Below are 20,384 nucleotides of genomic sequence, written 5' to 3'. Positions count from 1 at the left end.
GCTCGGTGCCATCGACCTTTCAGCCCAGAATCGATAGGGGGGATTCGATCCGCCGCTGGAAGGCGGCGCTCAGCTGGGCTGCAACCGCGCCGTCGATGGCGCGGTGGTCTATTGAGAACGTGCACTCGATGACGGTGCCGATCTCGATCTGATCGTCGACGATCAGGGGCTTGCGGTAGGCGGCGCCGACAGCGATGATCGCCGACTGCGGGGGGTTCAGAATCGCACTGAACCGCTTGGTGCCGTACATGCCGAGGTTCGACACGGCGAGCGTGCCGCCGACCAGATCAGCGGGTGAGGTGCGGCCGGCTCGTGCCTGCTCCGCGAACCCGCGCACCTGCTCGTGCACGGCTCCGACGCTCAGCTGGTCGACACCGCGAACGACCGGAGTCACCAGGCCGCCGTCGATCGCCACCGCAACTGCGACATCCACCCGATCGAAGGTGAGCAGCCGGTCGCCGTCCCACAGCACGTGTGCCTCTGGAACGTCGCGCAGCGCGAGCGCCGCCGCCTTGACGATCAAGTCGTTGACCGAGACACGTCGCGCACGGTCGTCACCTGCGATCGTCTCGTTGAGTTCGGCGCGCAGCGCGAGCAGCCGGTCGACCCGACATTCCACATCGATGTAGAAGTGGGGCACCTGCGTCTTGCTCTCGGTGAGGCGACGGGCGATGGCGCGGCGCATCCCGGTGAGAGGAATGGCCGTGGCGCCGTCCGGCACCTCTCCGGCTGACGGAGATGTGCGCTGCACCGGGTTCGTGACTACCGGTGGTGCAGGCACAGCGTGGGGATGCTGGGTCGCGCCCGCGGCATCGCCTGCGGACGTCTCGGGATGCGTCGGAGCGGCAGCTGCATGAGCGCGATCGATGTCGCGACGCACGATGCGTCCGCCTGGGCCGGTCGGCTCGACGCGGTTCAGGTCGATGCCGCGCTCGCGGGCCAGTCTGCGAGCCAACGGGCTCGCGAATCGGCGCGAGCCGTTCGTGTGCGCATCGGCCTCGTGGGCCCGGTCGCTCGGCGCTGCCGCCGCAGGCTCGCGAACCGCTGGGGCCTGAGCGCTCGACGGTGTCTCGGAGAGGTCTGCGTCTGCGGCACCGTCAGCATCAGCAGCATCAGCATCAGCATCAGCATCAGCATCAGCATCAGCATCAGCATCAGCATCAGCAGGTGCAGGTGCAGGTGCAGCGGCCTGTGCCTCTGCATCTGCGCCGTCTGCCTCATCAGCGCCACCGCCCACTGCATCCACATCTTCGCCGGGCAGGGCGAGCAGCAGCATGGGGGTGCCCACGGTCACCGTCTCACCGGGCTCGACCAGGAGCCGTGCGACTGTGCCGGCCTCTTCTGCCTCGTACTCGACGACGGCCTTCTCCGTCTCGATCTCGGCGAGCGGCTGCCCGACCTCGACCGTGTCTCCGACCTGCTTGAACCACTCGTTGATCGAAGCCTCGGCTGCTCCGGCGAGCACCTCGGGCATGTTCACGGTCTTCGGCATCATCGACCTCCGAACTGCGCGCGCACCTGCTCGAGGCCGGCGACGACTTCTTCGTGCCCGGCGATCGCCGCGCGCTCGAGCACCTTGGAGATGCTCGGGCTCGCCTCGCTGCCGGTCACGCGCTGCACCGGCTGATCGAGCCAGTCGAACAGACGGCGCTGAATCTCGTCGGCCAGCCAGCCGCCGTACGAGGTGCCCTGAGCACCCTGCTCGACGATGAGCACGGCACCGGTCTTCTTCACACTGGCCTCGATGGTCTGCCAGTCGATGCTCGCTCGGTCGAGCCAGCGCAGGTCGATGACCTCGCCGTCGACCCCGGTCTCGTCGACTGCGTCGAGGCAGTGCTGCACCATGGAGAGGTACGACAGCACGGTGACCTCTGAGCCTTCGCGGCGCACTGCGGCCTTGCCGAAGGGCAGCTGGTAGTCCCAGTCGTCGACCAGCACCTCGCCCTTCTGCGCATAGAGGTCGACGTGCTCGATCACGACGACCGGGTCGTCGATGGCGAGAGCGGCGTTCATCAGCCCCACGTAGTCCGCAGGCGTCGATGCGGCGACCACGCGCCAGCCGGGTGCGGTGGCGAAGATGCCTGCCGGATCCATCAGATGCTGTGAGCCGTACCCCGACCCCATCGCGATCTTGGTGCGCAGCACGAGCGGCACTGCGCTGTGCCCGCCGAACATGTGGCGCGCCTTGCCGATCTGATTGAACACCTGGTCGGCCGCCACCCACAGAAAGTCCGGGTACATGAACTCGACGACGGGTCGAAAGCGCCCGTCGAGGGCGACGCCGCCGGCGAGGCCTGCGAATGCGTTCTCTGAGATCGGAGTGCCGAGCACACGGCCGTCGAAGCGCTTCGTGAGCCCTTTGGTCGCGCCGTTGGTGCCGCCGTTGAGCCGATGCACGTCTTCGCCGAGCACGATGATGCGGTCATCGGTCTCCATGCGTCGCTCCATGACCTTGGCCACTGCGTCGACGAACTTCATCGTCTTGGTCTCTGGCTGCGCTGCGTCGGCCGGGCTGGTCGCTGCGGTGTCGGCATCTGCATTGGTGCGGATGCCCGTCGCGGGAATGCCGAGCGCCACCGGATCGAGCGTGCGCGCGTCGGCGATCTCGCTGAGGTCTCCGCGCACGCCGATGTCCACGAAGCCGGGCTCGGGCCAGAGCTCCGGACGAATTCGAAGTGCTCCCGTCTGCGACTCGGGATCGGCCTCGGTGAGAGCTGAGACGGCCGCACGCATCGCATCCTGCGCCTGTGCACGCACCTGATCAACCTGCTCACGAGTGAAGACGTCGCGCTTGATCGCTTCGAGAGCGACCTTCTCAAGCGGGTCGCGCTCGCGCCATTCGGCCTCTTCGGCTTTGGTACGGTAGCCGAACGCGCTGCCGGGGTAGGGGCCGTTCTGATGGAAGAACCGATAGACGAGTGCTTCGATGACGACCGGCCCTTTGCCCGCACGCATGTGGTCGAGGGCGGCTTCGGTCGCGAGGTGCACGGCGAGCGGATCCATGCCGTCGACGCGCCATGAGGGAATGCCGAAGCCGGGGCCGCGCCCGCTGAGTCGCGACTCGCCGGTGACCTCGTCGACGTTGGTCGACACGGCGTAGCCGTTGTTCTCGATGAAGAACGCGAGGGGGATGTCCCAGGCGGCGGTGAGGTTCATCGACTCGAGGACCGAACCGATGTTCGTGGCTCCATCGCCGAAGTAGGTGAACGTCACATCGTCGGTGCCCGCATGTCGCTGCGCCCAGGCGTTGCCCGCGCCCAGCGGCACCCCGCCGCCGACGATGGCATTGGTGCCGAGCGCCCCGGCCTCGTGCCACTGCAGGTGCATGGAGCCTCCGCGGCCTTTGCAGTACCCCTGCGCCAGACCGAGGATCTCGGCGAGCGTGCGCTGCAGTACGTCCTGCGTCGCGTCATCGACGATGGCGCCGAGGTCGTACGCGTCGCGATGCACATGGCGCAGAGCCTTGGCGAGAAACTGGTGGTGGCCGCGGTGCGAGCCGTTGATGCCGTCACTCGAGCGCAGGCCGGTGATCGAACCGACGGCACCGCCCTCCTGGCCGATGCTGGAGTGTGCGGGGCCGTGGACGAGGCCCTGACTGGCGAGGTCGAGCACGCTCTCTTCGAACGCGCGAATGAGATGCATCTGTGCGAGCATGTCGCGCAGCAGCTGTGGGTCGGCTTCGTCCCAGTCTTTCGCGGTCGCGCGCAGCTCGACCCATGGCACGGCGGGTCTGAGATTGACAGTCTTGGGCATCGTCACTTTCTCCTTTGACAGTGCATGCATGGCGTGATCGAGCAGACGGATGATTCGTCGCCGTCGCTTGTCGACTGGGCATCACTCTAGAACGGTAATTGGATCCAATGCAAGTGCCCTCACGGATTCATATTCGATTATCGCGACCAGAAGGCCTCTCAATGTATCCAATAATGAGTGAAGGTCTGCGTCGTGCAGGGGCAAGCCTTGGTACACTCATGATGGTTTGCGCGCGATGTCGACAGCCTGGGCACCCTGGCCGGGACAGCCGCGGGATTCTGAGACAGTGAGTCAGCAGTCGCCCGGCCGTGAGGCGGGTGTGACGTCCAGTCGCAGGATCGAGGTTTGGGAGGAGCCTGGTATGGGGACGATGAAAGAGACATCGACCGGTCGTGTCGTCGACCAGCTACGTGCGTTGATCCTTGATGGCGATCTTCTGCCCGGGGAACGCCTGCGGCAGGAAGAACTGGCCGAACAGCTCGGAGCGAGTCGTGTGCCGATTCGCGAAGCACTGCGAGTGCTGGCTGGGCGCGGGCTGGTGCGCTTGGTGGCGAACACCGGGGCCTGGGTCTCTTCGCTGACGCATGACGAATGCGTCGAGCTCTATCGCGTGCGGGAACGGCTCGAGCCCCTGCTGCTCGAACAGAGTCTGCCTGGTCTGCGTGAGGCTGAGCTGCAAGAGATCGATGTCGCTCGAAGAGCTGTTGACGAGTGTCGCGACGTGCGCGAGTTCATAGCGCTGGATCGACGGTTCCACTCGTTGACCTATCAGGCGGCGCCAGACGGCTACGTCAAACGCGAGGTCGGGCAGCTCTGGGATGTGACACAGCACTATCGGCGTCGATTCACTGAGATGCAGGATGATCGGGGCAGGGCGCTGATCGCCAGTGAGCATGGGCTGCTTGTCGATGCGCTCATGCGGGGTGACTCGGTGGCTGCCGTGGCTGTCTTGGAGATGCACATTCGGCGCACACGTCTGGCACTCCAGCATGCCGTGCATGTGTTCGACAGCTGAGAGAGCAGTCAGAGTCGCTTACCGGCGATCTAAATATGTATCCAAAATCTCTTGATTATGGCTGAATCAATACGATTCTGGACTTAAGTTGCAATCGTTGGATCCAATCTCTTAGTGTGTGACCATTCGCACTACGGTGCGCTCACAACATGTTCGATTCAATGAGGAACACATGGCATCTCTCCCAGACCCCACATCACTCGCGCTTCCAGAAGTTCTGCGCGGACATCCCGTCGATCAGGTGGCCTTTCTGGTCCCTGACCTGGCTCAAGCCATCGAAGCGTGGAAACAGCTCGGCTACGACGAATGGAAGATCTACACATACTCACCCGACTCAGTTCCGGAGCTGACCTACCGAGGCCAGCCGGGTACCTACTCGATGCGTCTTGCTCTGAGCGGCAGCTCACCCCAGATCGAGCTCATCCAGCCGATGGATGGCCCCAGCATCTACCATGAGTGGGTCGAAAGCCGCGGATACGGTCTGCACCACGTGGGCTTCTTCGTCGATTCTGCTGCCGAGATCGTCGACGCCTTTGCTGAACTGGGCACTGCCCCAGCGCAGACCGGCAAAGGCTACGGTGCTGACGGCGACGGCGCGTTTGCGTACTTCGATGCTGTCGATTCGACGTTCGCCGTCGTGCTCGAAGCCATCGAGGTGCCAGCACAGCGGCGCCCCAGCGAGACGATCTGAGGGCCGAGATGAGCGTGACTTCAGAAACATCCGCAGCCACAGCATCCACTGAAAATGCTGTAGACCATGGCCACCTGCGCCGATCGCTCGCGGCCAGCGCCGTCGGTAACGCGCTTGAGTGGTTCGACTGGACCGTCTACGCGATCTTCTCGACGTACATCGCCGGAGCGCTCTTCGATCAGTCAGACAAGGTGTCAGCATTGCTCGGCACGCTGCTGGTCTTCGCCGTCGGCTTCATCGCCCGCCCGGTGGGCGGCATGGTGTTCGGTGCACTCGCGGACCGGTACGGGCGCAAGGTCGTGCTCGTGACCACCATGCTGACGACCGCAGGTGGCAGCCTGCTGATCGGCATCGCTCCCTCGTATGAGGCAGTGGGTGGTTGGGCCTCATTCGTCCTGCTGATCGCGCGCCTCGCCCAGGGGTTCGCACATGGCGGTGAGTCGACTGCTTCATACGCCTATGTCTCTGAGATCGCACCGCCGAAACGGCGTGGGCTGTGGTCGAGTTCGGTCTATGTGAGCATTGGTGCCGGTACTTTGTTGGCGACACTGTTCGGCAGCTTGCTGACCAGTTTCACGACCACCGAGCAGATGCATGAATGGGGCTGGCGTGTGCCGTTCATCGCCGGGGCACTGCTGGCAGTGGCGGTGCTGTTCATGCGTCGCGGGATGGTCGAGTCGCTGCCCGACGAAGAGTCGGACGAACAGTCGAACGACGCTCAGCCCGAGAAGACCCTGTCGTCGCGCACGCTGTTCGTGATCGGGTTGAAGATGTTCATCTTCGTCGGCGGCACCTCAGTCGTCTACTACACATGGAACTCGTTCGCATCGACCGTAGCGATCAGCCAGCGTGGTATGGACGCCCAAGCGGCTTTCACCGCCAGCCTGATTGCGCAGGTGATCGGAATCGTGGCGCTGCCCTTCGCCGGCATGCTCTCTGATCGCATCGGACGCAAACCGATGCTCGCCATCTGGGCCGCAGGGTTCGCTGTGCTGGCTCTGCCGCTGATGGGGCTCATCTCGACGCAATCATGGACGCTGCTGGTGGCGCAGGCGGTCGCGCTCACGCTGAATGCGTGCGCGACGTCGATCTTCGCCTGCGTGCTCTCGGAGCAAGTGCCGACTCGGTACCGTACGAAGGTGCTTGGTGTCTCGATGTCGTTGTCGGTTGCAGTGTTCGGTGGCACGACGCCATACCTGAACACGTGGCTGACGTCGATCGGGCTCGGCTGGGTCTTCAACCTCTACTTCATCGTGCTGTGTGTGGCTTCGCTCATCGTCGTTCTGTCGTGGCGTGAGACGGCTAAGCGCCCTTTGAAAGAGCTCGAAGACGAGATTCTCGCCGGTGCGGGACGCTGATCGCAGAACCTTGACAAAGCGCTGCACGACTGAGCGAGCACTTCGCTTGGTCGTGCAGCGCTTTGCGTTTTGGTCTGCACAGAGCCCTCACCCCGTGCTGGATTGTCGAGGCTTGTGGTCTGGTCGCCCTGGGGCAGTGGGGGATCAACTTGGTCTTCACACAGAACGGCTGAGGGTGTCGTGGGGCGGCACGTACATGGTTCCGCTCAGGTGTGCACGGTTCCGCCGAGATCACCTCATTCTGAGCGGAACGGTGTGCATTTGAGCGGAACCGTGCACGTGTGCAGGACCGTGCACGTGTGCAGGACCGTGAGTATGAGGGGAGTGCCGGATTCATGCACACTTGAGCGGGACTGTGCTCGTGTGCAGAGGATAGGCCGCCACTTGCTCACTACGAAGAGGTGCCGTCTCCGCTGAAGCGTTCGGCCTCCGTGCTCTGTCGTTCCTGTGCGAAGCCTCGCAGCTGTGCACAGTTGTACCCCGGGGAAATCCAACCGGGCTGCCGATAATGCAGCCAGTTTCGGCAGTGACTGCGGTTGTGTTTCTCAGGGCCGGTTGCATTCTCTCCGACGGATCGCGCGGAGTAGGAACGAAAGTCACGTTGGCAGACTCAGCCTCAAGCACTACTGCTGCCCGAACCTACCGCTAGAAACTAGGGGACAGAACCCGGGGCTCGCACCCCACTGATTGGGGCTTGAATCTGATTGAGGCTTGAACTCTCTGTCAGAGTACGAAGTCAGAACCTCCTGATTGACGCTAGAACCCACTGTCAGAACACGAAGCCAGACTCCACTGTCCGAAGCCACTGGCAGAAATCGCTACAGAAACGTTCGACCGGACCCACCAAATCCCCAGCAGAACGTCACGCGCGCCGGTCGCGCAGCATGATCTCGAGCGCCTCACGAAGCACCGCATGCTCGTGCCGCAGCTGCTGATTCTCGAGTTGCAGCTGATCGAGCAGCACGAACGGGTCGCTCGACCTCGGCACGCTGAAGACATCGGCGTCGGTCGGGCGGCCCAGATCGTTCGAACGAGCTGACGCAGGATGCTGAAGCAGGTCGTCCTCGCGAGTCGCCGGAGCCGCACTCGAGTAGGTCATGGTGGGCTCTGCTGAGGCTTCTGAAGAGAAGATGCCGAAATCAGTGGTCTCGAATTCACCGGATGCGAATCGTGCCGCCTGTGAGTCCGCAGACTCGAGCGGTGCGGCTGCTGCGGCGCCGATGTCGAACGATCTGGCGTCGAACTGGCCCGCGTCGAACTGACCAGGGTCGAACTGTCCCGTGCCGAACTGAGCCGCGTCGAACTGAGCCGCGTCGAACTGTCCCGCGTCGAACGACCCTCCGTCGGCATCTGCGGTGTCGAAGAGTGCGACGTCAGCCTCGTCGACGTGCGATGCAGCAGCCTCGGCAGAATCTGCGGCCGAGCTCGCCTCGGCGACCAAGTCGAAGATCGAGTTGATGGGTGCCGCAGCTGGGGTCGAAGCCAGATCCGAGGCGATAGGTGCGCTCGCAGGTCGTTGACGTGCAGACCGCGCATCGACCGAGCGTCTGGTCTGAACTGGAACCGCGAACGGATCCGACCAAGTCTCTTCGGTCTCGTCTGCAGCATCCGTCGAATCGGCGTCACCATCGCCGTGACCCTCGCCCAGGCCGGCAGCGGCGAGTTCGGCTGCGACTTCGGCACCGGCCCCGAACAGCGGACTGAGTGCGCCAGCCGATGTGGGGGCCAGGTAGTCGGGCACTGCACGCTCGGCAGCGGATGCCGCAAGCAGCTCGGCTGACAAGGCGGCGGTGAGGTGCGTGGCTGAGTCGGCCGCAGCCGACACCGGGGCCAGACCTGGCTGGGACTCCAGCCCCGACCTGACGAACCGATCGGCCTTCTCATCCTCATGCTGCTGAGCCTCGGCGGCGGCGGATTTCGCAGCCTGTTCGGCAGCATCCCGCTCGGCCTTGCGTGCGGTCTCGTTCGAGGTGCGGCGTGCTTCGTCGAGGGCCGCCTGCACGACATCCTGCTTGGGAAGGTGTACCTGATCGGCCTCGACCTCGAGCCGGCGCATCACTGCGCGCACGACGCGGTCGATGACGTTGTTCCAGTAGTCAGTGGTGTGCGCGGCCACTTTGCGCACGTCGACGCTGACATGCTGCAGCACTTCGTGCAGAGCTTCCACGCGCGCAGACGGCACACCTTTGACCGTCTCAGAGCGCGAGGCCTTCTCGAACGCAACGATCACAGCGTGGCTGTCGGTATAGAGAGTGACGTCGTGCGCATCTGGGTGCGCCATCACTGCAGCGATCGCTGCGAGCACTTCAAGCTGGTTCACCGACGGAGCCTTGCGCATGCCGACCCAGTGATCGGGCTGTTGGTTGTCGGAGCATGGGCTGACCCAGCCGTACACGCCGCGCTTCTCGTTCGGATCGAATGAGGCGTCGGTGTAGACAGTGATGCTCTGGCCGGCAGCGCTGGTCTTCTTGGGTCTCATCGCCTTAACAGTAGTCGGGTGCGTGCGGATGCGTGCGTGTAGGTGCTGCGGAGGCCTGACGGCTGTCGGCGTCTCGCGCGACGTCTGCGATCTGTTCGTCGCAGCCTGCGGCTATCGATGCACGATCTGCACCTTTTGTGGGAATCGGCGCGCAGAACCACAAAAATCGCTTATCAGAACCGTGTCTGCGGGGGCGTGAGCGGTTCCTGAGTACTCGACTGCCCCGCTTCTGTCGATTCAGTTTCAACCTCGGGCTCCGAGCTCGGGCGATCCGTACAGGACCGCACAGACAGCCCCGAGCGAGGCGGCCGAACTGCGGCTGAATCTGTGCAAACTCCACACGAAAACCACAGCATGACTAAACTATTGGCGGCATTGGCACGCATCCACCCCGACCAGCGGCTCATAAGGCATACAGTCGGCGGTTGAAAGGTGCGGCGTCGGCAGCCCACAAGGCAGAAGAAATACGGATGTGCGGGTCACGATCCGAGAAGATCCAGCGACCTGCGGAGCAGCGACACCGACCCCTGCGTTCGATCGCAGGAGGAATCGCCCGAATCACGACTGCAGCGCACCAGCACACTGCAGCGCACCAGCACACTGCAGCGCACCACAGCACCACAGCCGCCCGGGCCCCAGCCCGCCACCGGCACAAAGAGAGGATGTGACTCAGCAATGAGTCTTTTCGCGCGCAAGACGATCACACAGGTCAACGAGGATCTCGCAGATCCGGAACGGCAGCTCAAACGCGAGCTCACCGCTTGGGACATCGCGGTCATGGGCGTCGCGGTCGCGGTCGGTGCGGGCATCTTCTCGGTCGGTGCGCAGGCGGCGGCCAACTACGCGGGCCCGGCGGTCATCATCTCGTTCGTGATCGCTGCGGCGATCTGCGGCCTGGCCGTGATGAACTACGCCGAGTTCGCCTCGGCTGTGCCCGTCTCGGGTTCGGCCTATACCTTCTCGTATCTCACCATGGGCGAACTGATCGCCTGGATCATCGGCTGGGATCTGATCCTGGAGATGCTGATGGCCGCCTCGGTCATCTCGAAGTACTGGGGCATCTACGTGCGAAACGTGTTCGAGTTCGTCGGCTGGGATATTCCCACGGATGTGCAGGTCGGCCCGTTCACCGCATCCTGGCCGCCGATCGTCATCGTCGCGATCTTCACCACGCTGCTCGTGGTCGGCACGAAGCTCACCACACGAGTCAACAACATCTTCACCGTCATCAAAGTCGGCATCACGATCTTCATCGTGCTTGCCGGGGCGTTCTACGTCAAAGCCGCAAACTTCGTGCCGTTCCTGCCACCGAGCGAGCCCACCGCCGGCGGCAGCGGAGCCGCAGACGTCATGCATCAGTCGCTCTTCAGCTTCATGATCGGTGCCGACCCCACCCGTTATGGGGCCTACGGTCTGCTTGGCGCCGCCGCACTCGTATTCTTCGCGTTCATCGGATTTGACATCGTCGCGACCACGGCCGAAGAGACCAAAGACCCGCAACGCAACCTGCCGCGCGGCATCTTCGGCGGTCTCGGTCTCGTGTCGCTGCTCTACATCGCGGTCACCATCGTCGTCACCGGCATGGTCAGCTTTCGTGAAATGGCCGAGCAGCCTGAGCCGAGTCTCGCGACCGCGTTCCAGATCGTGGGTGCGAACTGGGTGGGCACGTTCATCACAATCGGCATCCTGGTCGGGCTCACCACGGTCATCATGGTGCTGCTGCTCGGCCTAGCCCGCATCGTCTTCGCGATGAGTCGCGACGGTCTGCTGCCTCGCGCCATCTCGCACACTTCGAAGCGCGGCACGCCGGCCCGGCTGCAGATCGGCTGCGGAATCATCGTCGCCGTCATCGCGAGCCTCGGCGACGTGAACGAGCTGAGCGAGATGATCAACATCGGCACGCTGAGCGCGTTCGTACTGGTGAGCTTCGCCGTGCCGGTGCTGCGCAAGCGCTACCCCGATGTGCCTCGTGGATTCCGCGTGCCCTGGTCGCCGACTCTGCCGATCATCTCGGGTGTTCTGTGCATCTGGCTCATGATGAACCTCGCGATCGAGACCTGGCTGCGTTTCGTGGTGTGGCTGCTGGTCGGCCTCGCGCTCTACTTCGGGTACAGCTACAGGCACTCCCGCGTGCGTCTCGAGGGCGGCCTCGGCTCCCTGCGCCATGCTGAGAATGCTCTGCTCGCGCCTGCCTCGGCGCTGCCCGTCGAAGAGTCGGCCGAGTCAGATGCGGCGGATGCCGGTGATGTCGCCGACCGCACGCGCGCGGCCGCGGATGCGACGGGGGAGGCGGACTCGGCTGCTGCATCCGCCGATGACAAGGCGAGCTCGAGCGCAATCACCGCAGCCGGCGCTGTGCTCACCTGGCTCGCCGCTGCGCTCGTGCTCGTCATCGTAGTGGGGCTCTTTACCGGGATGCTGACTGCGGCAGGCATGACCGGAGTGCTCGTCTGGGCGGTGCTGCTGTCGGCCATTCCGGGGCTGGTCGTCTCGCACGTGGCGCTGCACCGTGCTGAGAAGAACCATGATGAGCGGGTGGCGCTGGCCGCGGCGGAGTCGACGGGTGCTGTGGTTTCGCAGCATCTTCATGTGGCCAGCGGGGCATCGCGCACCCTGCTCGCCTCGCTGTGCGTCGGATACTCCACTGCGGCCGTCGCGGTCGTGGTGGGCATCGTGCACGTGGTAACTCTGTTCGCATAGAAGTGCCTGTGCACGCCACTTCGCGGCGAGATCTCGCTTCTGGAGCGGTGACGGTGATGGTGGCAATGTGACAGTGACGGCGCCGCGCGTCCGCCATCGGCGCGCGAGTGGTCTGTGCGTCCAGGCGGCGAAAGCACCTCTTCAGAACCGTTAACCCTCAATCTCAACGTGAAACTTTTTCGACACGCCGCCTTTGAGCTTGTCGTTCGGGACTGTCTAGACTAATGGCGTTGTAGTCATTTTCAGGCGCTCGAAGCAGTTGAATGCAGACTGTGTGCAGCGGTTGGTTGACGTACGTACACGTAATGAGAGGTTTGTCAGGGTACATGAAGAACCAGCTTGTTGTCGGTGTTCTGTCAGTCGGTCTGTTCGCGACTCTGTCGCTGACCCCCATTCCTGAGACTTCGGCATTTGGTGTGATCACTCCCGCTTATGCAGATGAAAACAGCGTGCAGACTCCCTCATGGGATGAGATCAATGCCGCCAAAGGTGACGAGAGCAAAACGGCAGACCTCGCACAGCGTGTGCAGGCGAGCCTCTCTGCGCTCGATGCGCAGTTCCAAGATGCTCAGGCTCAGGCAACGCAGGCGCAAAGCGCTGCAGGCGAAGTACAGACCAAGCTCGCAGATGTCGTCAATCGGTTTGTCGATCTGCAGTTTCAGGCGGATGCCGCACGTGAGAAGGCAGAGCAGTCCAAGTCATATGTGGGCACGATTTCAGTGCAGCTGTCACGTACTGGAGGGTTCGGCCTGGGGAGCATGAGCGCGATCTCGGGTGTGCAAGATGTTGACTCGGCGTTGTCTCGCGTTTCGAGTCTTGGGCAGCTCGGTGACCGATACAACGACGCGATGGCGCAGGCGCAGGCTGATGCGCAGCAGGCCGAGTCGCTGGCGGCGCAGGTGCAGGCGCAGCAGGATGCACTCCAGAGTCTCTCAGACGAGTATCAGCAGCGTTCGACTGCGCTACTCCAGGCGCAGAACGACGCCTACAGCCGATTCACCTCGCAGACGTCATTGGTGGCCGATCTGACCGCTCAACAGGCGACGCTTCGCGGTGAGCGCGAAGAGCGCGTCGAACAAGAGCGACAGGCGCTGATCCAGCAGCGCCAGGCTCAGGCCGCGAAACTCGCCCCGGTGCAGGCAGGCGATCAGTCGGCTGAAGAGAGTAAAGCTGCGGCCCCGGTTCGTCAGCAGGCGGCACCGTCTACTCCGACTCAGGCGTCTGCAGCACCTGCTCAGACTCCGGCGGCTGCAGCACCTGCTCCGACTCCGGCTGCACGGCCTGCAGTCACCCCACAGCCTTCACAGCCTGCAGCTACCCCACAGCCCTCACAGACCTCTCCTGCTCCGAGCAGCAGCGGGTCAAGAGGCGCAACGATCGTCAGTGCGGCGCTGGCGTACCAAGGTGTGCCCTACGTCTGGGGCGCCGCCTCGCGTTCTGGCATGGACTGCTCGGGGCTGACGATGCTCGCCTATGCAGCAGCGGGAATATCAGTTCCGCACAGCTCCGGTGCGCAGCGTTCAGCCGGTCGGGTCATCTCACAGGGGCAGGCCCAGCCCGGTGACATCATCTGGTGGCCGGGGCACGTCGCCATCTATCTCGGTGGCGGCAAGATCATTCACGCAGTTCAGCCGGGCGATGTGGTTCGTGTAACGCCGCTGTCGTTCATGGGTGGCACCCCTACCTTCCTGCGCTTCTGATCTTCGAACGCCATCTCGGCCGGGCGGCAGCTGGGGCGTGGCGGCTACAGGGGGCGAGAATCAGATCGGGGCTTGGCCGAAATTCCGCATATGGTGAGAATTCTGCGGAGCTCAGGCTATTTTTCTATCAGATTCATAAGAAATGAGGCTCTGAGGAAGACGTATTGCCCGGAACCCGCTACCATAATGAGCAGCCCGAGATTCTGTGTCACCCCCCCCGACCGGAGTCTCGGGCCTCTTCATGCTCGGCAGCCTCAGAGTAATTTCACCCTGAGAAATCACCTGAGCGCGCTCGGCATTCTCACCTCGGCGCGCCCGGCATGTTCACCCCAATCGTCGGCATGCATGTGATCGACCGTTCGGACGGGCATCGCCGACAGCGGCGAGCGTCATACGGGCATGCACGATACGATGACTTCTGATGTCACTGCTGATCGACAACGAGCCACGCGACTATGACTGGGGCACGCCCGGCGGCATAGCGCGTCTGCGAGGTGTTCCCTCTCGGCGATTCCACAGCGCAGGCGCCTTCGTGGCCAGCGAGGTCTCGGCGGCGCCGACAGCATCGGCAGCAGAGTCTTCCGCGCCGATGCCGGTCGTGGCTGAGCCCGAAGCCGAGCTCTGGCTGGGCACACACCCCACTTGGCCGTCTGTCGTCGTGGACGGCCCGCATGAGGGTGAGACGCTTTCTGAGGCGCTGCAGCAGCTCGGGCGCCCTGCCGACATCGGCTACCTCTTCAAACTGCTCGCGGTTGATCGCCCGCTGAGCGTGCAGGTGCACCCAGACGCCGAACAGGCGAACGAGGGGTTCGTGCTTGAGAATGCGATGAACGTGCCGCTCACGGCCGCTGTGCGCAACTACCGTGACCCGAACGCCAAGCCTGAGATGGTCTACGCCCTGAGCGAGTCGTTCGATCTGCTCGCAGGCTTTCGAGACCCCGAAGCCGTGATCGCCGACGTCGAGCTGATTCTGCGCAGCTGCCAGTCTCGCGCCGAAGAGATCATCTGGCTTGAGCTGCTGCATGCGCTGGTCGAAGCCGACCCCATCGAGGCTGCCGTGCGGTGGATGCTGCAGGACGACGCGGCGTTCGGACGTGCGTTGGCGAATCAGATGCATATTCGCTTCATGGGCGGGTTCGGAGTCTGCGCGAACGAACGCGACGAGGTGCTGCGTCGGCTCGACGAGCACTACCCGGGAGACCGCGGCGTGCCGTTCGGGCTCTTGCTGCGCCACGAGACCCTCGAACGCGGCCAGTCGATCTATCTTCGACCGCGCACGCCGCACTGCTACCTGCACGGCACCGGTCTCGAACTCATGGGGCCGAGCGACAACGTGCTGCGTGCCGGTCTCACCTCGAAACACGTCGACGACCACGAGTTTCTCAAGGTGTTGGACTTCGAGCCGTCTGCGCCCAAGCACCTGTATGAGTACCACAAGAACGACGTCGTCGAGGTGCAGGCCGAAGGGGCCGGGCTGCGGCTCACATTCACGCATGTGAGCGACGGGCAGCGCGCACGCGTACCGTTCCACGACGGAGACATCGCCTATGTGATGCACCACCACGGCGACGGGCGGCTGCTCATTCGCGACGCAGACGGTGCGCAGCTGACGGTGGGCGAGGGGCAGGCTGCAGCGCTGGTAGACGCCCGCGAGCTGCATATCGTGGCTCCGGAGCAGGGGCACGCCACTGTGGTGGTCGCCGGACGCGACAGCTGATCAGTCGCGACAAGGCGTCGGTCGGCGCTGTGTGCGCTGTTGAGTAGGCTGGCGACGTCGGTATTCGGCAGCCGAGCGTCGCTGCTCGAGCGCCGCTTGTATGTATGCGCAAAAAGGGGAGTGACACATGATGCCCGAGAACGAACGACTGAACACTGCCCGACCGCAGAGCGCGCCGCCGCCACGGCTGCCGCAGGCACCCGTGGCGCCCGAGGGCGCAGGCTGGAACGGGAACGGCGCGTGGAGCCAGGGCGAAGTCGTTGGCGCGCTGAGCTCCAGTGAGCTGCAGCAGCAGAGCCGCAGGCAGAAGCGTCGCTGGATCGTCATCATCATTGCCATGGTCTGCATCGGCCTGTTGGTCGCCGCCGGCTTCATCACACGTGCGGTCGGCAACAGCTCCACCTACGGCCCCGAGGCACGTGCTAAGGCATACCTGCAGGCCGTGGTCGACGGCGACGTCGATCACGCGCTCGAACTGTACCGGCCCAACTTGAGCACCGATCAGCGTGCGCTGCTGACCTCAGAGGTCTTCGGCGCATCCTCGGCCAGGCCGACAGCGTTCACAATCGACGGCACGGCCATCTCAGGCGATACCGCAACGGTGAGCGCCGACCTCACCATCGATTCCAAGAGCTACCCGGTCACGATCACGTTGCAGAAGCGCGGGAATCAGGCCGTCATCTTCGACGACTGGGCATTCGCCGATGGAGGCATGCAGAAGATCACTGTGAGCTCGCCAGAGGCAGTCGACACGGTCAACGGTGTGAAAGTGGAGCTCGGCAGCGCTGACGAGATCTCGGTGCTGCCGGGGGCGTACACCTTCGCCCCGAGGCAGAACAGCCAGTATGTGACTTTCGGCGACCCGGTAACGGTCAAAGCGTTCACTTCCGGTGATGGGGACGCCGGTTCGGTGGCGTTCACGGAGACCTGGTCGCAGCAGGGGCGCGACTATGCGATCAATCAGGTGAAGAGCCGCATCGCCGAATGCATGCAGTCTGACAAGTTCGAGCCAGAGGGCTGCAAGCATCTCAAGATGAGTGACCCGGGTTCGTATGCCGTCACTGGCATACGCCGATCCTGGTCGGGCCAGCCGACGATCACCTTCACAGACGAAACGGGGCAGCAGTCTTCCCGATCTGGCGGCTGGGCCGGCTCGTCGAGCTCGGGGCAGGTGCCGGGCGGCCAGGGCGGCCAGAGTAGCCAGGGCGGCCAGAGCGGCCAGGGCGGCCAGAGCAGCGCTGACAAGGCCAATGGCTCGACCGCTGGATCGGTCGTGCTGACCGGCGGCGACATGCACATCGACTATAAGTGGCGCTTTGAAGACGAGGACGACTGGCGCGATGACTCCCGGGTGAACACCGGGGTGTTCGACTACACCACGGTCGTGCCGGTGTCGATCGGCGCAGACGGCACACCGCAGCTCGATTTCAGCTCGTTCTGAGGTTCGCGGTGGGGGGGGCAGAGGTTCGCGATGGGGCATTGCCGTCGACACGCGGGCGTCAACACACTGAACGAACGACTGAGTAGTCACCCTCTTCATCCTTTGAGACGGCAGACGTCCGTTGCCGGCTGCACGCGCAGCACGGAGCGGGCCATGCGTCTGCGACCAAACGCACGAAACCGTCAACAGCGCTGGAACTTTGCGTCACTGGGGGTGAACTGTAGGGTGAATTTGCGCCGACGGGGGATGGGGATGATACTGGTTGTATCTCCGGTGTGCGCTCGGTTTTGTGCGGCCGGAATTCGTCTTTCTCGGTGAACGATGTGAGTATGCGGGGAGCTTCGGCCTCAAGCGATGCGGATGGGTGGTTGCGTGGCGATTTCGGCAGGCATTGATCCCCCGCGAGCGCCACTGCTTGATGCTGCAGAGCTGCTGGCCCTCGTAGACAATGACTCTGAGCTCGCCCAGCGTGTGACAGATGAGGCCGGTCTGCTGAGGCCAGTCGTCGAAGTCGTGCTCGGTCGCAGTCGTGCCGCCGGTACTGTCGATGACGCGGCACTGGGCGTGCTCACCAATCTGCATCTCTCTGAGCGTGAGATCGACTTCTTCGCCGCCATGACCCTGCCGGTCGCGCTGACACACAGTCTGGCCGTCGAACTCTGGCCCGACAACGACTTTCCTGATCTGCTCGCAGGCATGATCTCCAACGGGCTGATTCTGGCCGATGACGACGACGTCACTGTCATCGGCCGGATTCCTGCGGCGCTGCGAAGAGTCACCCGACAGGAATGCCTGCGACGTCATCCCGAGACGTACGAGCACAACATGCAGCGCATCCGCGAGGCGATGAAGAAGACGGAGCCACCTCCCGCAACACGGCTGCAGCAGGCCTTCGAAGACGAAGACATCGCCGGCATGATCGAGGTGCTGCGGCCGAACCTCTATTCCCTGACCAGTGAAGTGCCCAGTCTGATGTACCGCGCACTCGGAGCCCTGCCGACTGAGGTGCAGACCACTCACCCCGATCTGATGTTCTGTCGAGCCTTTCTCGCTGTACAGGCGAAAGTGCCCGTCACGAATGCAGACAGCACTGTGGTGAGCGAACTCGAAGAGTTCACCCGCTCGCCGTCACGAGAACTTCGTGTGCTCAGCAGCATCCTGGTTCTGCGCCTGCAGCAGAGCTTCGCCGAGAGCGACCGCGTCGCTGAACCCCTGCGAACCAGCACGACCGCGATATCTCGGCTGCATGCCGGTCTGTCTGCTCTGCTCGCCGGGCGCTATGCGACGGCCGCCCGAGACTTCGAAGCTGCACGGCAGATCGCCACTTGTGCCGGTGACCGCATGCTGTGTCGCGATGCCGAGAGCAAACTCGCCGTCACGCGTGTGCTCATGGGCGATTTGGTGGCCGCCGACCGACATCTGCGTCGTCTGCGCACGCTGCCCGAGCCGACCGGACGCATTCGCGAGATGGTGCGCTGCGGTGAGTATACGGCGGCGCTCTTCATCGCCGCCGAACGTCTGGACCGGGATGAAGTCGAACGGCTGATCGGTCTCACCCAGGCTCCAGCCTATTGGCATGACGAACTCTGGCCGTTCCTGCTGCTGGCCTATCGTCGCGCGGCACAGGTGCTTGGCGTGCCGAGCCTGCTGACGGCGATTCTCGAGGAGATTCGCCCCCTGCTGCCCGCAGCCGACGAAATGCCGGCTCAGATCGTCATGATCTGTCAGATCGAGACGATGATCTCTGCTCGTCATCTGGGGGCGGCACATGCGTTGGCCGGCCGCCTCATTGCGCCTGACGCTCTGATCGCCCTGCCGACGCGTGCCCGCCTGGCGTTGTATGCCGGAGAGTTTCATGAGGCTGCTGATCTGTCTGCGAAGATTCTGGCCTTCGACTTGCTCGGCCCGCTCGCTCGTGCTGAAGCGATGACGCTTGCCGCATGCGCAGCATGGTACACAGGGCGCAGCGCAGAGGCGCAGTCGATGCTGCGGGAGGCTGCCGCCATCGCAGATCTGCAGGGCGGGCGACGCTCGCTGGCCGTCGTTCCGGGCAACCTCATGGCACCGCTCTATGCGGCGTGTGAGATGGCAGCCCTGAACTCGTTGATTCCCGATGCGCTGCCTCGGCCGAAGCTGCCGCCGACGCTGTTGCATCTGGTACACCTCATGGCGCAGGGTCGGCCCAACAGCGAGATAGCGAAAGAGCTGCATGTGTCGACGAATACCGTCAAAAGCAATGTTCAGCGGCTCTACCGGGCGCTTGACGTGCACAACAGGGAAGAGCTGTTGACGGTGGCTGCTGAACGTGGTCTGCTGCGCTGACCGGGGTCGCCCTGAGGCATGTAGGCGGGCCAGCTGCTGAGACTGCCGCTCGGGTAGTGCCCAAACCGAGACGAACCCGCTTTACCGTGCGTCGCTGCTGGAGAGAGCCGTGGGAGCGGATGCCCACCTCGCTCGACTCCTGTGGGGGCTCTGACGAATCAGAGTGAGGCTGTGCTGACTCAAGCGCGCACGTCCAGTTGATATGAAACGTACTGGACTATCATGCCAGAGCTTATGCATCGTATATTTCGACCATGTTAACTCTGCGCGTATGGGGGAGATGGGTGGGAAACTGCAGAATCTAGCGCCAATTAAGGGGTTAGGATGTGCGATGGCGAACATGTGCACGATCATGTATGAATCATTCGGGCAGAAGTCATGTACATATATGAGTCGTAAAACCTGCACGTGTGTGCAGATAGCAATCGTAAATTGTGAAAGGTGCGTCATGCTAGGTTCTGGTTCTCGAGGGGTCAAGTCCCGTGGTGTGGTGTAACGGTTGGTGATCTTTCTGGAGTCGGTGTTGGTGTTGGTGTTGGTGTTGGTTAGGCGCTGAGTTCGTGGGTGGTGTCGGTCACCTCCTCGGGTTCGGTGTCGGGGACGAGGGTGAGTCTGCTCTTGGCGAGGATGTCGAGGCCGAGGTAGCGGCGGCCTTCGGTCCGTTCGTCGGTCTGTTCGGCGAGGACGGCACCGATGAGGCGGATGATCGCATCCCGGTTGGGGAAGATCCCGACGGAGTCGGTGCGGCGGCGGATCTCCCGGTTGAGGCGTTCGTTCGGGTTGTTGGACCAGATCTGTTGCCAGAGGCCTTCGGGGAACCCGGTGAACGCGAGGATGTCCGCGCGGGCGGTGTCGAGGTGGTCGTGCGCGTTTGGGAGCTTCCCGTCGACGTACTCCAGGAGCCGGTCGAACTGGGCGTTGACGGCGTCGGCGTCGGGTTGGTCGTAGACGGAGTGCAGCATCGCTTTGACGGCCGGCCACATGGCCTTCGGGGTCACGTTCATCAGGTTCGCGGCGTAGTGGGTGCGGCATCTTTGCCAGACCGCGCCGGGCAGGTTCGCCGCGATCGCCTCGACAAGGCCGGGGTGGGCGTCGGAGGTGACCAGGCGCACGCCGGCCAGGCCGCGGGCGACGAGGTCGGCGAAGAACGAGTTCCACGCAGCTCCCGTCTCCAATGTCGCGACCTGCAGGCCAAGGACCTCGCGTCG

12 protein-coding genes are annotated in these 20,384 nt (G+C 63.6%); 8 read left to right on the top strand and 4 right to left on the bottom strand.

The features are described 5' to 3' along the window. Positions 1-19 precede the first annotated feature (19 nt). Positions 20-1,495 carry a dihydrolipoamide acetyltransferase family protein gene (locus F8O06_RS09675; protein WP_225733468.1) on the bottom strand — a complete coding sequence of 492 codons (1,476 nt, stop codon included), beginning with the start codon at positions 1,493-1,495 and terminating at the stop codon, positions 20-22. After that, entirely contained in the window at positions 1,492-3,753 is a 2,262-nt protein-coding gene (locus tag F8O06_RS09670; RefSeq protein ID WP_158038409.1) for a thiamine pyrophosphate-dependent enzyme, read from the bottom strand. Before F8O06_RS09670 ends, F8O06_RS09675 begins: the two co-directional genes overlap by 4 nt. A gap of 361 nt (positions 3,754-4,114) precedes the next feature. Here F8O06_RS09670 and F8O06_RS09665 point away from each other — a divergent pair, with 361 nt between their 5' ends. The 3 genes from F8O06_RS09665 to F8O06_RS09655 all read left to right on the top strand — a co-directional run bounded on the left by F8O06_RS09665 (position 4,115) and on the right by F8O06_RS09655 (position 6,817). Continuing rightward, on the top strand, positions 4,115-4,768 hold the full coding sequence (locus F8O06_RS09665) for a GntR family transcriptional regulator (RefSeq protein ID WP_158030790.1): 654 nt from the start codon (positions 4,115-4,117) through the stop codon (positions 4,766-4,768). Between the two features lie 172 nt (positions 4,769-4,940). Next, entirely contained in the window at positions 4,941-5,459 is a 519-nt protein-coding gene (locus tag F8O06_RS09660) for a VOC family protein (protein ID WP_158038407.1), read from the top strand. A gap of 8 nt (positions 5,460-5,467) precedes the next feature. Then, positions 5,468-6,817, top strand: coding sequence for an MFS transporter (locus F8O06_RS09655; RefSeq protein WP_158038406.1), 1,350 nt, complete (start codon positions 5,468-5,470; stop codon positions 6,815-6,817). 862 nt (positions 6,818-7,679) lie between these two features. Here the strand turns inward: F8O06_RS09655 and F8O06_RS09650 are convergent. Next, on the bottom strand, positions 7,680-9,296 hold the full coding sequence (locus tag F8O06_RS09650; protein ID WP_158038405.1) for an RNase H family protein: 1,617 nt from the start codon (positions 9,294-9,296) through the stop codon (positions 7,680-7,682). 675 nt (positions 9,297-9,971) lie between these two features. Here F8O06_RS09650 and F8O06_RS09645 point away from each other — a divergent pair. From F8O06_RS09645 to F8O06_RS09625, 5 genes are all read left to right on the top strand, one after another. Then, a complete protein-coding gene (locus tag F8O06_RS09645) occupies positions 9,972-11,996 on the top strand; it encodes an amino acid permease (RefSeq protein ID WP_158038404.1) in 2,025 nt (674 codons plus the stop codon). A 449-nt stretch (positions 11,997-12,445) separates the two neighbouring features. After that, the gene (locus F8O06_RS09640; RefSeq protein ID WP_192496916.1) at positions 12,446-13,696 is read left to right on the top strand and encodes a C40 family peptidase; all 1,251 of its coding nucleotides are present in this window, start codon (positions 12,446-12,448) and stop codon (positions 13,694-13,696) included. Between the two features lie 421 nt (positions 13,697-14,117). Next, positions 14,118-15,413, top strand: coding sequence for a mannose-6-phosphate isomerase, class I (gene manA / locus F8O06_RS09635; RefSeq protein ID WP_158038402.1), 1,296 nt, complete (start codon positions 14,118-14,120; stop codon positions 15,411-15,413). Between the two features lie 127 nt (positions 15,414-15,540). Continuing rightward, a complete protein-coding gene (locus tag F8O06_RS12275; RefSeq protein WP_192496915.1) occupies positions 15,541-16,854 on the top strand; it encodes a hypothetical protein in 1,314 nt (437 codons plus the stop codon). Positions 16,855-17,226: 372 nt separating this feature from the next. Further along, positions 17,227-19,176, top strand: coding sequence for a LuxR C-terminal-related transcriptional regulator (locus tag F8O06_RS09625; protein ID WP_192496914.1), 1,950 nt, complete (start codon positions 17,227-17,229; stop codon positions 19,174-19,176). A gap of 545 nt (positions 19,177-19,721) precedes the next feature. On the opposite strand, the gene F8O06_RS09620 is transcribed toward F8O06_RS09625, so the two are convergent. Next, positions 19,722-20,384, bottom strand: a 663-nt coding sequence (locus tag F8O06_RS09620; RefSeq protein WP_192496913.1) for a transposase, incomplete at its 5' end; no start/stop codon positions are given.

The sequence above is a fragment of the Pseudoclavibacter sp. CFCC 14310 genome (assembly GCF_008831165.1).
Taxonomy (GTDB): domain Bacteria; phylum Actinomycetota; class Actinomycetes; order Actinomycetales; family Microbacteriaceae; genus Pseudoclavibacter_A.
This window is presented reverse-complemented; position numbering and strand designations above follow the sequence as displayed.